The following is a 14,774-nucleotide window of genomic DNA, read 5'->3' as shown; positions in this document are numbered from 1 at the left end:
GTCATTCCGCACTTGTTGCGGAATCTATTTTTTCATTCCTGCTTTTGCAGAAATGAAAAAGTAGGTATAAAAAAAGCGATTGAAAACTCAATCGCCTTTTTGTAAGCCTAAAATATTCTTTTGTTATTCTGCTGGACTTGCCGTTGCAGGTTGCACCGTAATTGCTTGTACATCTCTGTCGAATAAGTACAATCCGCCTTTATCGTCTCCGATTAAGTTGATTTTGTCCAAAATTGTACGTGCCAACGCTTCTTCTTCAATTTGTTCCGCTACATACCATTGTAAGAAGTTATGCGTTGCATAATCTTGTTCTTGCAAACTGATGTGTACCAAATCGTTGATACTTTTAGATACTTTCACTTCATGTTCAAATAGTTTTTGAAACATTTCTTTTAGCGATCCGTATTCTAATGGTGGTTTTGCCAATTCAGAAATGACAGCGTGTCCACCACGTTCGTTGATATATTTTACAAATTTTAGCATGTGTTCACGTTCTTCATCAGAATGCATAAACATAAATGAAGAAACTCCTTCAAATCCTTGAACTTCCGCAAAACTTGCCATAGCTAAATATACTTGTGAAGATTCTGCTTCTATTTTGATCTGCGCATTTAGCGCTTTTTCCATATTTTTTGATAACATAACGTTTTCTTTTTTTTCGGTTATGTAAAAATACGCATAAACAGCGAGCTTTACTTGTGTATGGTATAATTTTAATTTATTCTAACTAAAGGAATATTAACTAATCGTTTCTCCATTATTCACTCCAGCTTCATCAGGATTTACAAAGACCAATTTGCCTTCTGGAGTTTCGGTCATTAAAATCATTCCTTGACTTTCTACTTTGGCAATTGTTCTTGGTGCTAAGTTGGCTAAAACCGTTACTTTTTTTCCAATGATTTCTTCTGGTGTAAAGCTTTCTGCGATTCCTGAAACAATCGTACGTTTGTCTAAACCTGTGTCAACCAATAGTTTTAAAAGCTTTTTCGTTTTACGAACTTTTTCTGCTTCTATAATCGTTCCGACACGTAAATCTAATTTGGTAAAGTCGTCAAAAGTTGCTGTTTCTTTTTGAGGAACTACTTCTTTGTTTGCGGCATCGTTTGCTTTCTTTGTCGCTTCAAGCTTATCTAATTGTGCTTGAATTTCTTTATCGTCAATTTTAGCAAATAATAATTCGGCTGGATTAATTTTATGCCCTGTTGGAATGAGAATTTCTTTTGTAGCAATGTCGTTCCAAGATAATTCTGCGTCAAGCGCTAAAATATTTTTTAATTTATGGGATGTAAATGGTAAAAACGGTTCTGAAAGTACTGCAATCGCCGACGCAATTTGAAGCGCTACATACATGATACCTTTTACCGTTTCAGGATCTTCTTTGATTTTTTTCCAAGGTTCATTGGCTTGTAAAAATTGATTTCCAAGTCGTGCTAAGTTCATTAATTCTTGACTTGCTTCGCGGAAACGGTAACGTTCTATAGAACTTGAAATAACAGCTGGAAAATGTTTTACTTGCGTTAATTCTTCATATTCGCCTGTGTATTCAGGAACAATTCCGTCATAGTATTTATGTGTCAATACCACCACACGATTGATGAAGTTTCCTAAAATCGCCACCAATTCACTATTGTTTCGTGTTTGGAAATCTTTCCAGGTAAAATCGTTGTCTTTACTTTCGGGCGCATTTGCGGTTAATGCGTATCGTAACACGTCTTCTTTTCCTGGGAAATCTTCTAAATATTCGTGCAACCAAACTGCCCAATTTTTAGAGGTTGAGAGTTTGTTTCCTTCAAGGTTCAAAAATTCATTCGCTGGTACATTGTCTGGCAAAATATAATCGCCGTGTGCTTTTAACATCGATGGGAAAATGATACAGTGAAATACAATATTATCTTTTCCGATGAAGTGAACCAACTTTGTGTTTTCGTCTTTCCAATATGGTTCCCAATCTTTTCCTTCGCGTGCTGCCCATTCTTTCGTTGCAGAAATGTACCCAATTGGCGCATCAAACCACACATATAATACTTTTCCTTCTGCACCTTCAACGGGAACAGGAATTCCCCAATCTAAATCGCGTGTGACGGCGCGTGGTTTTAAACCATCATCAACCCACGATTTGACTTGTCCGTAAACATTGGGTTTCCAGTCTTTTTTATGTCCTTTAATAATCCATTCCGTTAAGAAATCACTGTATTTATCTAATGGTAAAAACCAGTGTTTTGTTTGTTTTAACGTAGGAACATTTCCTGTAATGGCCGATTTCGGATTGATCAATTCAGTTCCGCTTAACGAACTTCCACAGTTTTCACATTGATCGCCATACGCTTCTTCATGATTACATTTTGGACAGGTTCCAACGACAAAACGATCGGCTAAAAACTGATCGGCTTCTGCATCATATAATTGTTCGGTAACTTCTTCAATAAATTCTCCATCTTCATAAAGTTTTTTGAAAAATTCAGAAGCTGTTTCATGATGAATTTCCGCAGATGTACGGGAATAATTATCGAACGAAATTCCGAAATCTTCAAACGATTTTTTAATAATTCCGTGATATTTATCAATGATATCTTGTGGAGAAACCCCTTCTTTTTTTGCGCGCATCGGAATAGCAACTCCGTGCTCATCACTTCCACACATAAAAGCTACATCATTGCCTGTAAGGCGTAAATAACGTGCATAAATATCAGCAGGAACATACACACCAGCCAAATGTCCAATATGAATTGGTCCGTTGGTATATGGCAAAGCGGCAGTTATGGTATATCGTTTCGGATTTTGAGTCATTTTGTTTCGTTTCAATTCAATAAGATTAGTTTTCGCAATATACTTTTACGGAAAACCACATGTAAGTGTGCAAAAATAGGAATTATGATATAATTTAATATCTAAAAAGGATTAAGAATTAAAGAATTAATTAAAAAGTAATGGGATTTTAATTTTAGAGATTAAAAAGTAGTAGAATATTTAAGTTTAGGAATTAAAAATTAATGGGATTTTAATTTTAGAGATTAAAAAGTAACAGAATATTAAGTTTGAGTATAATATAAGTAATATTATGTCTAATAATTCAATGAAAATTCACAAAAACGATATTTTTTGCCGATCGTCTAAAAATGACTTTTGTTTGAATGGAAAAATAGATTCTATATTTTTTCTTATACTTTTAGTACATGAACCAACCGAAACCACTACATAAAGGAGCAACTGTCGGTATTTTATCGACGGCAAGAAAGATTTCCATCACGGAAGTCCAAGCTGCTATTGCGCTATTGCACAGTTGGGATTTAAAAGTTGTCTTAGGAACAACAATTGATCTTGAAGAACACCAATTTGCAGGCGATGATATGACGCGAACCTTGAATTTTCAACAGTTTTTAGATGATGATCATATTGATGCCATTTGGTGCGCACGCGGCGGTTATGGAACGATTCGCATGATTGACCAACTTGATTTTTCACGATTTATAAAAAAACCGAAATGGATTATTGGCTATTCTGATATTACTGTTTTACATGCCAAAGGACAACAATTAGGATTTGAAACGCTCCATGCAACAATGCCAATTAATGTGGCGAAAAATACACCAGAAGCGCTCGAAAGTCTGCGAAGAGTTGTATTCGGCGAAAGCCTAAACTATACCATTCCAAGCGTTTCTCATAATAAAAAAGGTATTGCAAAAGGCGAATTGATTGGAGGAAATTTGAGCATGTTGTATAGTATGACAGGTTCTGATTTAAGTATAGATACCAAAGGAAAAATTCTGTTTTTGGAAGATTTAGATGAGTATTTGTATCATATTGATCGGATGATGATGAACTTGAAACGAAATGGATATTTTGACGATTTAGCAGGGTTGATTATTGGTGGAATGACCGATATGCATGATAATACAGTTCCGTTTGGGAAAAATGCACATGAAATTATCTTAGATGTTACTTCTGAATATGATTTTCCAATCTGTTTCAACTTTCCTGCGGGACATGTGGATGACAATCGCGCGTTGATTTTTGGAAAAGAAGCTACTTTACATGTTGATGAAAACGTTGAATTGAATTTTTAACTTTCTTTTTGACTTAAGATAAAAAGATAATCTCCGTCACGGTTTTCATAGTTTTTCATAATACTATTGATTTCACCTGAGTTGATATCTGCTTCAAGTTGCTTTAGTCCTTTTTCTACTTCTTCTTTGTTTGCTAACAACGAAAATGAGGAAATTCCATTTCGAATGTTGGCGTCTAAATATAATGTCGGATTGTTTTTTCCAACGTATAAAAACTGATCTTCTAAATCGGGCTGAATGTTATATTTTTCTGTAAAAATATTTTTAAATCCTGCCGATTGCATTGCAGCTGTAATTTTTTCTAACGAAGGCATTTGTTCTATTGAATCGGCTAGCATTTTTGGAAAGTAATGATGGAGCCAATAACCTTGCATTTGTGCTGGTGTAGATGTGAAAAACACCAAGTTTGCATAGGGTTTTAGTACGCGAAATAGTTCTGAAAATCCTTTTTCTAAATTGTCCCAATGATGAAGTGTGAGTGTTCCAACAACACCAGCTATACTTTCGTTTTCTAACGGAATATCTTCTGCTTTTGCTTGTGTCCAAGTAATGTGCGGATGTAATTTTTTGGCAATTGTTAGCATTTTCTCAGAAGGATCAATTCCGATAAATTGCGTGTCTTTTTGATGCAGTTTGGAGGTATAATTTCCTGTGCCACAACCAATATCTAAATAAATACCTTCTTTTATGGCATTTAAGTGATATTCAAGTCGCTCCAAGATATATGGATCTGCTTTTCGGGTATTGTTGTATCCGTTTCCAATATGATCGTACGTTGCTTTCATATCGTATGATTTTTAGGTTGTTTTAAAGATAGTGGCTATGCTTACAACAAACAATCATTTGTAATCATAAAAACTAATAGTGTTATGTGAATTTTTTCATACAAAGAGTTGATTTACAACAATAAGATACGTATTTTATTTGAAATTTTAGCAATTGCATATGGCAACACATAATGACTTAGGAACCAAAGGAGAAGAATTAGCCGTTAATTATTTGGCAACAAAAGGATATGAAATTTTAGAGCGAAATTATCGTTTTCAAAAGGCTGAAGTTGATATTATTACACGGAAGGAAAATGTGTTGGCCGTTATTGAAGTAAAGACGCGAACTTCGGCCGATTTTGGAAATCCTGAAGATTTTGTAAAGCCAAAGCAGATTAAGTTATTGGTCAAAGCAGTTGATGAATATGTGACTTCGAACGATTTAGATGTTGAGGTTCGATTTGATATTATCGCAATATTACATGATAAAGATGAAATGACAATAAAACACTTAGAAGACGCATTTTATCATTTTTAAAAATCATTGTTATAATTATAACAATTTGTTTTGAAACTTCTTTTTATGTTTGTATTTTTGCACTCTATTAAAATTGTAGACTAAATGAAGACTATTTCCTCAATTGTAGAAGAGTACATCAAGACAAAGCCATTTTTATCAAGTGCCTTATCGCAAGGAATCATCAATTTGACCTCGTTGTCACGATTGATTAAACCTGAAATTGAACATCAGTTAGGAAAAGAAGTAAAAAACGGAGCTATTGTAATGGCTTTGAAACGTTTGTCTTCAGAATTGGAATTTAGAGTGACACATCGTGTGTTAAAGTTTGTTCGAAATATTGGCGAAATTACGGTGCGTTCTGCCTTAAACGATTATACATTTAAAGTTTCAGAAACCTTGTTGAAAAATCAGGCAGCATTTATGTCCGAAATTGAAGGACTCAATACGGTATTTTATACTTCCTCACGTGGTGTAAATGAATCTAATATTGTAGTAAGTAACGAAGTTGCAGCATTAGTAGGAGAGTTTTTTAAGCATGAAATTTTACTTGAAAAACAGGAAAATTTATCTTCAATTACTGTCAAATTGCCAAAAGATAATGTAAATGTTCCTGGAATTTATTATTTCATTTTTCAGCGTTTATCTTGGGAAGGTATCAATATTTATGAAGTTATTTCAACGACCAATGAGTTTACAATTTTAGTAAATGACGAACAAGTTGATAAAGCTTTTACCGTAATTAAAAACTTGAAATCACTGTAGTATTCTCTATTGAAAATTCCGCGCGTATTTATTCTTTGTTCTAAAAACAGGTATTTCTACGCTTTTTCTACCACATATAAATTCAGTTCTTTGTTTTGTAAATAAATATTGATTAAATTTATAACATAGTTGGAAGTTGTTTAGAGCCAACTTAATTTTATTCTTTATTTATTTTCAATTTACGTTACCCCTAACGACTACCTTTTTTACAGATTCTTTTGTAGAATCGATCATAGACAATAATTACATTTTAATTTTTGACATACTTCATTGTATGACACAAACTATGAGCATTATTTTTAGTTGTTGTGATATTTTAAGCTAAAAAACAAACAATATATACACTGCAAAATCTCGTGTTTTGCATGGTTTACGGATTTGCGTGGAAGATTTATGATTTCTGTTTAGTAGATAAGATAAATCAAAAGGGTATTTTTCTTTTTGAGAAATTGGTTTATCAGATTCTGAAATTTAAAAACTCCAAAGCGTAATTTAGTTTTACGAGAAATCCCGCTCAGCAATGAGCGGGATTTTATTTGAGTGAATCTCAGCATTGCAAAATCGAAGACGTATGCAATGATGTCAGTTGAACTCATCCTGATGGAGATCAGGATCTCAACATTTTTATGTTCTTTTTTGAATATTTATTGTGATGAAACTCAGTATTGCAAAGTCGAAGACGCGTGCAATGATGTCAGTTGAACTCATCCTGATGGAAATCAGGATCTCAACATTTTTATGTTCTTTTTTGAATATTTATTGTGATGAAACTCAGCATTGCAAAGTCGAAGACGCGTGCAATGATGTTAGTTGAACTCATCCTGAAGCATAGAAAGTATTTTTTCTTGATTCTTCAATCTTCTTTTAATAAAAAAAGCAGACTTCAATGAAGAAGTCTACTTTCCAACTAACAGTTAATCTAAAAATATTCAACTGTACACTTATCCTCTACAATGGGTAATGATAGAACCGCAACCTAAATTGAAATCTGATCCACAATTACAATCTGTATGTGGTAATGAAGGCGGACATCCGTCAGTTAACTCAACTGGATCCGAAATTGTTCCATTTCCTGGCGCTCTTCCACCAGTAACATTGTTTAAATTAGAGATGTTGTTTTTGTTCAACTGTAAACTGTTTACTTTTCTTTTTTTCATGATTTTGATTTTAATTAATTATTCGCAATAGCAATGAGAAGCGTCGCATCTGGTAATCCAACTTGCACCACAATTGTAGGTTCCATCGGTACCACATTTGCCCGTTCTTCCTCCTTTTACATCTATATCATTAGTGATGATAGAAATGGATTTTTTGTTTAATGTTAAACTTTTGAAATTTTGTTTTTTCATAATGTTTTAGTTTTTATGTGTTAACAAGGACTAGCCAAGTTGGAAGTTCCAACTGGATCTACGCAGCCACATGTATCTTGTAATCTGGTGTCGCAACCAACAGTACAGTTGTTAAAAGTGGCACTTCCGCCGCCGCCAGTACCTGTATTACAATCTGTATTGTTTACAGAACATGTTTCTGTTAATACAACTGGACAGATTCTTACAGATTCAAATCTATTGTCTCCGCCAAAAATTGTTGAAGAATTGAAATTTGATATGGACTTCTTGTTGAGTCGTAAACTTTTGATCTTTTGTTTTTTCATAATTTTTGTTTTTTTAATTACTATTTTTAACAAGAGCAAGAACCCCAATTACATACAGAAGCATCTGTGTTTGCTTGGCAATTAACAGTGTCATGAACTGTGCAACCAAGACAATTAGATTCAATAGCGCATGAATTTGATACTTCGTCTGGTTCTTTACAGTCTTGTGCAAAATGTGATCTTGGCGGCAATCCTCCTATAATTGGATTTGAAGTAAAATCAGCAATCTTGTTTTTATTTAGCTGTAAACTTTTTAAATTTCTTTTTTTCATCTTTAATAATGTTTAATTAATAAAAAGCTACTCATGTGATCACTTCAACAAAACAACACTTAATTTTGAAGCTAGTCAATTGAATATCAAGACAATTCCGTGAATTCATCCTCTAATTCACGGAATTGTCAGAAAACTTGCATCATATATAAAAATAAACGTATCTCTTTTCTGTTATATTTGTCATAAATACAACAGGTTATATGAAGAAGGTTCTACTATTTTTTTATCTACTTTTTAATGTAATACTCTGTCAGGCACAAGAAAAAGATGTGTTATATGACGAATATGTAACCTTGAAAAACATATTGGTTGCTAGTGACAGTATTGATGTTGAAACTTCTGAACTACGCATCCGAGACTATTTAAAAAAAGTATTTAAAAGTGGAAGAAAAGAGCTTATTGGTAGAGCATATTATCTCTTAAGTTTTAAGCATACAGCTATAGATAAGAACTTAAAATACATTGATAGTTCAATTTTTTATACCAAAGACTTAAAAGGAGATGAATTATTTCCCATGAAGGCTTATTTCCATAAAGGTGTATATTTAAGACAAAACCACGATTACACAGGCGCGTTAGATGAATACATTTTTGCAGAATCTTTAGCAAAAGCAAACGGAAGTATAGCGTATCAATATCATATTAAGTTCAATATCGCTTCGATGAAGAGAAGATTGGGCTTTTACGACGAATCAATAGCGTTGTTTAAAGAATGCTTGGTATATGAAAAAGCGAAGCAACAAAATACGTTGCGCTATCAACATATATTATTTCAATTGTCGTCTATTTATTATGAATCAAATCAGACAGAAAAATGTACTGAAACCAACTTGAAAGGTATTGAATTGACTTTAAAAAGTAAAAATCCAAAGAACATTTACAACAAATTTGTCGTAAACGAAGGTATCAATTTATATAAAAGAGGATTATACAAAGCTTCTATCGATAGTATTGAAAAAGGAGCTCCAGGCTTGCGAAGTGATTTGCATGAACTCATTGCACATTTTTATCTCGCCAAAAGTTACGACGGTATAGGAGAAAAAGAAAAAGCCTTATTCTATTTTAAAAAGATGGATAGTTTTTTTGTTAGAGAAAATGACTTATTTCCACCATTACGTTCATCGTATGAGTATTTAATTCAAAATGCAAAGAGAGAAAAAAATAAAGAGCAACAATTATACTATACAACTCAATTATTAAAAGTTGATAGTTTAATTCATGCAGATTACAAATATCTATCGAACAAAATTGTAAAGCAGTATGATTTTCCAGAGTTAATTGAAAGCAGAGATATTTTAATAAACGATTTAAAAAATGATAAAAAACAGATTCTTGTTATAGGTATAGTGTGTTTAGTAGTATTAATTATGTTCGTAATTCTTTATTACAGACGATTGAAAATTAAATATCAAAAACGTTATGATGCCATTATAAAAAGCTCAAATGTGATTGTAGAAGATAAAACAATTGTTGTAAAAAATGCAGAATTGCGTCCTGTGATCAAAGACATTGATGAAGATATTGTGGATGAAATTTTACTCCAATTAAATCTTTTTGAAAAAGAAAAACACTATCTCATCAATCAAATATCACTAAAAGATGTTGCAAAAATTGTCAAAACAAACTCAAAATATTTATCAAAAATTATCAACTCTTACAAAGAGAAAAACTTCGCTACGTATATCAACGATTTACGAATAGATTATCTCATAGATCGTATTCAGCATGATCCGATGTATCAAAAATATACCATTAAAGCCATTGCAGAAGAAGGTGGATTTTCAAATTCAGAAGGATTTTTTAGAGCATTTCAGAAAAAGACAGGATTAAAACCTTCTTATTTTATAAAAAAGGTAAAAGAAAGTCAACAAAAAATACCATAATTCCGCGAATTATTGGATTCCAGCCTCTTTTTTGTCATGTTTTAGCATATGAATCCTTTAGTTTTGAGACTGTTAATCTAAAAAAATAATACAGTATGAAACGACAAAAAAGAGCGCTTACGTTCAAAAAAATCAAAATTGCAAACATGAATTTTATCAAAGGTGGAGGAAATGAAGACATATCCATCATCCTTGTTTGTATCACACAAAACAGAGAACTAGCTTGTGCTTATCCAGTACCAGTTCCAGCATCTGACCCAGATAATCCATGCAGTGATGGGTGTAATATTTCCAACTTACAGCCATGTACGGCAGCAAGTATAGGATCATTCTTTTGTGAAACCACGTCTATTTAATTTAAAAAAATCATTATGAAACGAAAAAAGAAAACACTCAAACTCAATACAATTAGAATTGCAAATATGAACTTCATCAAAGGTGGAACGGTTACCAATAATGACTCTGTACTTCATGCGTGTCAAAGTGGAACAAATTGTCCGCCTCCGCCACCAGATAATGTCTCATCTCCTGCAAACCCATGCAGCGATGGTTGTATCTTGAGTGACGGATGTACTACGGGTCAACCAGATTTAAGAGATCTCACAATTTCATGTACTTGTTAATTTAAAAATTATACTTATGAAACGAAAAAAGAAAACACTTAAATTTAATAAAATCAGAATTGCAAATATGAACTTCATCAAAGGTGGAACGGATACCAATAATGATTCTGTACTTCATGCGTGTCAAAGTGGAACTAATTGTCCGCCACCAACCGATGTAGCGTCAACTCCTGAAAATCCTTGTAGTGATGGTTGTGCTACTCGGGGATTTGATAATCATTCTTTAAATCAGTTAGCATGCTTTAATATTTCAGATTGTAATTCCATCAATAATATTTAGAAAATTATATCAGTTTATATTGAGTTAACTTAAAAAAAGTAGTGACCTTCATGTATTGATTGGTCACTATTTTTTTTATAATTAACCTAAGTTCGATATAAGTGATTCAATTCATATTTGTAATTGAGTTTAGAAACTCCTTGCTCAAAACCGCATGAATTTCCCTAAATTTTTTATATCGAACTGACGCTAATTAATACTCGGTTAAAAAAAGTTAGTAAAAGCTCGTTTTGACATGATTAAAAACGATTTACAACAATACAACAAGTAAATTGATAATCAATCAACCAAAGAAAAATACAAGTCCTTGAATTGAAGTGATAATTCAGGGAATCATTGTAAAGTTCGTACGCAAACTTACAGGCACATCAAGCTTTTCAATTATATTTGTTAAAATCACTACAGTTTCTATGAAGAAGTTTCTATTATTTCTAGGTTTTTTAGTTGTGGGTATGATTGCGTTTGCACAAGAACAGCATCCTATGTTTGAAGAATTTATGTCTACTCGAAAACAGGTGCGTAATAAAAAAATGAAGTCCGAAGAAAAGGAAATACTAGCTCAAGACTATTTAGAAAAAGCAAAAAAGACAAAAGATGAGAGATTTATAGGAAGAGGTTTTTATTTGTTGGCTGTTAAAAATGATGATGTAAAAATAAAACACCAATACTTAGATAGTGCCATTTCATATACAGAAAATTTAAAAGGAGATAAAGGATTTCCAGTGCAGGCTTATATGTATCGCGCACATCTTTTTTTTAAACACAAGAAATATCAAAAAGCGTTGGACAATTACTTTTTGGCTGCAGAAGCAGAGAAATTAAGTCCAAATGTCATCTACAAATTTTCTATAAAATATAATATTGCTTTGCTTAAGCGATTTTTAGGAGAATACGATGAGGCAGAAGTACTTTTTTTAGAATGTAAAGCATATAGAGAAGAAGAAATAATCTCATCGGAATCTATAAAACAAGAAGTATCAAAAAAATACATTGATCGATATTTAAACATTCTATTTCAGTTATCATCTATATATTATGAAACAGAGCAATCTTCTAAGTGTACGGCGTTGAACAAAAAAGGAATTCAACTTGCGAAACAATATGATGATACATATATGTACTACGCTTTTGTAGTAAACGAAGGTGTAAATCTTACCCTTAAAGGCAAGCACAAAGCAGCTATTGATAGTTTGCACAAAGGATATCCACACATAAATAATACAAATAAACCTGTTGTAGACTTTTATCTCGGAAAAAGCTACTTCTCACTAAATAAAAAAGAAAAAGCATTACATCATTTTAAAAAAATTGATTCAGTTTTCAACGCGACCAACAGCCTGTTTCCTCCTTTGCGGGAGTCATATATATACTTAATTGAAAATACCAAGAAAAAAAGAGACAAAGAGAAACAACTGTATTATACCAATCAATTGATAAAAGTAGACAGTATCATTCATACAGAGTATAAATACATGTATAAAAATATCTCTAAAAAATATGATATTCCTTCATTAATCTTCAACAAGGAACGTTTGATTAAAGAGCTTCAAGAAGATAATAAAATCATTACACGTGAGAAGAAGTGGATTTTAATTGTCTTTGTATTATTCGGGTTTGCAGCCATAGGACTACTGCTATATTATCGTGGCTTGAAAAAGAAATATGAAAGAAGGTATAATGAAATTTTACATAAGTCTAATTCTATAGTGGAAGAAGAGAAAATTATTTTAAAAGATTCAAAAACGCGAGTAGTCTCTTTAGATATTGATGAAAATTTAATTGACGAAATCTTAGAAAAGTTAGAAATATTTAAACAAAAAGAAGCATATCTTACCAATCAAATTTCATTAAAAGATGTTGCGAAAAAGTTAGATACAAACTCCAAGTATTTATCAAAAATTATTAACTCATACAAAGGGAAAAATTTTGCAACCTACATAAACGATCTACGAATAGATTATTTTATAAATAAGATTCAAAAAGATTCAACCTATCGAAAATATACCATTCGAGCTATTGCAGAAGAGATAGGTTTTTCGAATCCTGAAGGATTTTCTAGAGCATTTCAAAAAAAGACAGGTTTAAAACCTTCTTATTTTATTCGAAAAATTATAGAAGATCAAAAAAGTAAGTGACGATTCACGGAATTACGATTTCTCATACCCTGTTTTGCGTATTATTTTCATTTAGGATGTGTAGTTTTGAGTAATCTAAAAAAAATTAAACTGTATTATAATGAAAACAAGAAAATTTAAATTGAACTTAAGAAAAGTGAGTATTGCGAATTTGAAATTAAACTCAATAGTAGGTGGAACAAATCCAATTGTTGTTAATGGAACAGTAAGTCTAATAGATACTTGTCAAAACACTGGTCCAACTTGCGATGGAACTCCTTGTAATAATGATCCAGGAGGCTCAAGAGAAGCGGTATGTACGATAGGAGGAGATGCGACGAACGAAGGCAACAATTTATGTGATACTGATACTGACAAATCTGTGACTACTTGTTAAGTAGTATTCGACAACGATACTTAAGATAAGTTTTATTACGGTAAAAAAACAGAGAAATTCATATTTCTCTGTTTTTTCGTTTCTTCTAAAAATATACTTATTCTTCTTCTTGAAAAAATTCTTGCAATTCCTTTACGCCATACGGTTTTCCGATAATGCGTTTGTTTTTGTCTAAAATAAAAAATGTTGGTGTAGAGGTTACATCATAGGTGTTTCCAATTTCATTGTCCCACTTTTCCAACCCTAAAATATGTATAAAATCTGGATAAAATGAAGTTTCATTTGCCCAACTTGCGCGTTCGTCTTCCAAACCAATTGCAATGACCTTAAATTTACCTTTCTCCTGACTTTCTACATACGATTTTAACTTTGGAAACTCTTTCAAACAATGCGAACAGGTACTACTCCAAAACACAATAATATAGTTTTCTGCACCTTCTTGTTCGCTTAGTTTGTGTGTTTTGTTATCTTTTACCCAAGTAATTTCTGGCGCTACCACGCCAATTGCCAAACGTTTGTGTGTTTCAAGTTTTTTAACCAATTCTTCATCGTTCAATTGTGTTACTAACGGAATTAAATACGTGTCCGCGATATGAATGGCGATACTTTCATTTTCCAACACGACCATTTGTTCCCACAATACATTAAACAAGGTTTTTTGATATTCTGGTGCAACGGCAGCAATTTTTTTTGAAATCACTTCAATATTCTTTTGATAAGCTGCTATCAATTCTGCTCCTGAATACTCTTTTAAAGGCAAAGCGGTAAAGACGTAATTGGAAATTTTATCAGCAATAAAATCGGAGTTTTGCAATTGCGGATTTGAAAAATCGACATGATCAAAATAGTGTTTTCTAATATTTTCAACCATTTCCGCAGGTGCTTCATACTTCATTGGAATATACGATCTGCTGGCTTTTATAAAGTTGTAAGCAATAGTGCCTTTGGCTTCTTTTTCAAAAATATCTTGTGTGTCTTGCAAGGTTTGAAAAATCTTTAAAAACGCTTCACGATTTGTTTCGCCACTTTGGTAAAACTCGTTAATTTGTCGTTTTACCAAATTCACACTTGAAAAATAGGAAGTGTTCAGTTTATTTTCTGTGGAAACCGTAAATTCAGAACCATTTTCATCAAATGTAAACTCAATATCTTCCGTTCCGCTATAAATAAAATCGAAATTTTCAGATTCTTGTGGCATTCCATACACCAAACGATACATGCCTTTTGGAGCATCTTTTGTAAATGTGTAATTTAATTTTCCATCGACAACTTTTCCATTATCAATATATTCTTGATGCGTAGTTTTAAGTTTATATAAAATAAACCATTCGTAGTCTTCCGCAGGCGAAAATGTGCCTGAAATAGTTTTCTGTGCTTGTGCGCACAACGGAATCATACAAAGAATAAAAAGTAATTTTTTAATCATGATATTTTT

Annotated in this window: 17 protein-coding genes; 9 read left to right on the top strand and 8 right to left on the bottom strand. The window is 32.3% G+C overall.

Going from position 1 to position 14,774, the window contains the following annotated elements; translation table 11 throughout:
• Positions 1-123: 123 nt before the first annotated feature.
• Positions 124-642, bottom strand: coding sequence for a ferritin (locus tag AA089_RS14860; protein WP_046757762.1), 519 nt, complete (start codon positions 640-642; stop codon positions 124-126).
• Positions 643-738: 96 nt separating this feature from the next.
• Complete coding sequence (gene metG / locus AA089_RS14855; RefSeq protein WP_046757761.1) at positions 739-2,787, bottom strand: methionine--tRNA ligase; 2,049 nt, start codon at positions 2,785-2,787, stop codon at positions 739-741.
• A gap of 386 nt (positions 2,788-3,173) precedes the next feature.
• On the opposite strand from metG, the gene AA089_RS14850 reads away from it, so the two are divergent.
• A complete protein-coding gene (locus tag AA089_RS14850) occupies positions 3,174-4,064 on the top strand; it encodes a S66 peptidase family protein (RefSeq protein WP_046757760.1) in 891 nt (296 codons plus the stop codon).
• On the opposite strand, the gene AA089_RS14845 is transcribed toward AA089_RS14850, so the two are convergent.
• Positions 4,061-4,849, bottom strand: a complete 789-nt coding sequence (locus tag AA089_RS14845; RefSeq protein ID WP_046757759.1) for a class I SAM-dependent methyltransferase — start codon at positions 4,847-4,849, stop codon at positions 4,061-4,063. The two genes, AA089_RS14850 and AA089_RS14845, sit on opposite strands and share 4 nt — an antisense overlap.
• 160 nt (positions 4,850-5,009) lie before the next feature.
• Between AA089_RS14845 and AA089_RS14840 the strand changes: the two genes are divergently transcribed.
• Positions 5,010-5,369, top strand: a complete 360-nt coding sequence (locus AA089_RS14840) for a YraN family protein (RefSeq protein WP_046757758.1) — start codon at positions 5,010-5,012, stop codon at positions 5,367-5,369.
• 84 nt (positions 5,370-5,453) lie between these two features.
• Positions 5,454-6,113, top strand: coding sequence for an aspartate kinase (locus AA089_RS14835; RefSeq protein WP_046757757.1), 660 nt, complete (start codon positions 5,454-5,456; stop codon positions 6,111-6,113).
• A 941-nt stretch (positions 6,114-7,054) separates the two neighbouring features.
• Here the strand turns inward: AA089_RS14835 and AA089_RS14830 are convergent.
• The 4 genes from AA089_RS14830 to AA089_RS14820 are packed head-to-tail and all read right to left on the bottom strand — an operon-like array spanning position 7,055 to position 8,039.
• Entirely contained in the window at positions 7,055-7,270 is a 216-nt protein-coding gene (locus AA089_RS14830; RefSeq protein WP_046757756.1) for a hypothetical protein, read from the bottom strand.
• A gap of 18 nt (positions 7,271-7,288) precedes the next feature.
• A complete protein-coding gene (locus AA089_RS24840) occupies positions 7,289-7,462 on the bottom strand; it encodes a hypothetical protein (protein ID WP_156169040.1) in 174 nt (57 codons plus the stop codon).
• Between the two features lie 20 nt (positions 7,463-7,482).
• A complete protein-coding gene (locus AA089_RS14825) occupies positions 7,483-7,767 on the bottom strand; it encodes a hypothetical protein (protein WP_046757755.1) in 285 nt (94 codons plus the stop codon).
• Between the two features lie 26 nt (positions 7,768-7,793).
• The gene (locus AA089_RS14820; protein ID WP_046757754.1) at positions 7,794-8,039 is read right to left on the bottom strand and encodes a hypothetical protein; all 246 of its coding nucleotides are present in this window, start codon (positions 8,037-8,039) and stop codon (positions 7,794-7,796) included.
• 203 nt (positions 8,040-8,242) lie between these two features.
• Between AA089_RS14820 and AA089_RS14815 the strand changes: the two genes are divergently transcribed.
• The 6 genes from AA089_RS14815 to AA089_RS14790 all read left to right on the top strand — a co-directional run bounded on the left by AA089_RS14815 (position 8,243) and on the right by AA089_RS14790 (position 13,339).
• Positions 8,243-9,925, top strand: a complete 1,683-nt coding sequence (locus tag AA089_RS14815) for a helix-turn-helix domain-containing protein (protein WP_082113287.1) — start codon at positions 8,243-8,245, stop codon at positions 9,923-9,925.
• Positions 9,926-10,020: 95 nt separating this feature from the next.
• The gene (locus tag AA089_RS14810) at positions 10,021-10,281 is read left to right on the top strand and encodes a hypothetical protein (RefSeq protein ID WP_046757752.1); all 261 of its coding nucleotides are present in this window, start codon (positions 10,021-10,023) and stop codon (positions 10,279-10,281) included.
• Between the two features lie 15 nt (positions 10,282-10,296).
• The gene (locus tag AA089_RS14805; RefSeq protein WP_046757751.1) at positions 10,297-10,548 is read left to right on the top strand and encodes a hypothetical protein; all 252 of its coding nucleotides are present in this window, start codon (positions 10,297-10,299) and stop codon (positions 10,546-10,548) included.
• A 16-nt stretch (positions 10,549-10,564) separates the two neighbouring features.
• Complete coding sequence (locus AA089_RS14800) at positions 10,565-10,828, top strand: hypothetical protein (protein WP_046757750.1); 264 nt, start codon at positions 10,565-10,567, stop codon at positions 10,826-10,828.
• A 410-nt stretch (positions 10,829-11,238) separates the two neighbouring features.
• Entirely contained in the window at positions 11,239-12,963 is a 1,725-nt protein-coding gene (locus AA089_RS14795; protein WP_156169039.1) for a helix-turn-helix domain-containing protein, read from the top strand.
• Positions 12,964-13,063: 100 nt separating this feature from the next.
• On the top strand, positions 13,064-13,339 hold the full coding sequence (locus AA089_RS14790; RefSeq protein WP_046757748.1) for a hypothetical protein: 276 nt from the start codon (positions 13,064-13,066) through the stop codon (positions 13,337-13,339).
• A gap of 97 nt (positions 13,340-13,436) precedes the next feature.
• Here the strand turns inward: AA089_RS14790 and AA089_RS14785 are convergent, their stop codons facing one another.
• A complete protein-coding gene (locus AA089_RS14785; protein ID WP_046757747.1) occupies positions 13,437-14,765 on the bottom strand; it encodes a thioredoxin-like domain-containing protein in 1,329 nt (442 codons plus the stop codon).
• Between the last annotated feature and the right edge of the window lie 9 nt (positions 14,766-14,774).

Source organism: Kordia jejudonensis (assembly GCF_001005315.1).
Lineage (GTDB): Bacteria > Bacteroidota > Bacteroidia > Flavobacteriales > Flavobacteriaceae > Kordia > Kordia jejudonensis.
Note: the sequence above shows the minus strand (reverse complement) of the source record. Positions and strands in the feature narration are given on the sequence as shown.

Excerpts from the sequence above, each read along its gene's own strand:
- metG (WP_046757761.1), bottom strand. The coding sequence starts at position 2,787 with ATGACTCAAAATCCGAAACGATATACCATAACTGCCGCTTTGCCATAT.
- AA089_RS14860 (WP_046757762.1), bottom strand. The coding sequence starts at position 642 with ATGTTATCAAAAAATATGGAAAAAGCGCTAAATGCGCAGATCAAAATA.
- AA089_RS14830 (WP_046757756.1), bottom strand. The coding sequence starts at position 7,270 with ATGAAAAAAAGAAAAGTAAACAGTTTACAGTTGAACAAAAACAACATC.
- AA089_RS14840 (WP_046757758.1), top strand. The coding sequence starts at position 5,010 with ATGGCAACACATAATGACTTAGGAACCAAAGGAGAAGAATTAGCCGTT.
- AA089_RS14795 (WP_156169039.1), top strand. The coding sequence starts at position 11,239 with ATGAAGAAGTTTCTATTATTTCTAGGTTTTTTAGTTGTGGGTATGATT.
- AA089_RS14845 (WP_046757759.1), bottom strand. The coding sequence starts at position 4,849 with ATGAAAGCAACGTACGATCATATTGGAAACGGATACAACAATACCCGA.
- AA089_RS14785 (WP_046757747.1), bottom strand. The coding sequence starts at position 14,765 with ATGATTAAAAAATTACTTTTTATTCTTTGTATGATTCCGTTGTGCGCA.
- AA089_RS14815 (WP_082113287.1), top strand. The coding sequence starts at position 8,243 with ATGAAGAAGGTTCTACTATTTTTTTATCTACTTTTTAATGTAATACTC.
- AA089_RS14810 (WP_046757752.1), top strand. The coding sequence starts at position 10,021 with ATGAAACGACAAAAAAGAGCGCTTACGTTCAAAAAAATCAAAATTGCA.
- AA089_RS14850 (WP_046757760.1), top strand. The coding sequence starts at position 3,174 with ATGAACCAACCGAAACCACTACATAAAGGAGCAACTGTCGGTATTTTA.
- AA089_RS14800 (WP_046757750.1), top strand. The coding sequence starts at position 10,565 with ATGAAACGAAAAAAGAAAACACTTAAATTTAATAAAATCAGAATTGCA.
- AA089_RS24840 (WP_156169040.1), bottom strand. The coding sequence starts at position 7,462 with ATGAAAAAACAAAATTTCAAAAGTTTAACATTAAACAAAAAATCCATT.
- AA089_RS14790 (WP_046757748.1), top strand. The coding sequence starts at position 13,064 with ATGAAAACAAGAAAATTTAAATTGAACTTAAGAAAAGTGAGTATTGCG.
- AA089_RS14825 (WP_046757755.1), bottom strand. The coding sequence starts at position 7,767 with ATGAAAAAACAAAAGATCAAAAGTTTACGACTCAACAAGAAGTCCATA.
- AA089_RS14835 (WP_046757757.1), top strand. The coding sequence starts at position 5,454 with ATGAAGACTATTTCCTCAATTGTAGAAGAGTACATCAAGACAAAGCCA.
- AA089_RS14820 (WP_046757754.1), bottom strand. The coding sequence starts at position 8,039 with ATGAAAAAAAGAAATTTAAAAAGTTTACAGCTAAATAAAAACAAGATT.
- AA089_RS14805 (WP_046757751.1), top strand. The coding sequence starts at position 10,297 with ATGAAACGAAAAAAGAAAACACTCAAACTCAATACAATTAGAATTGCA.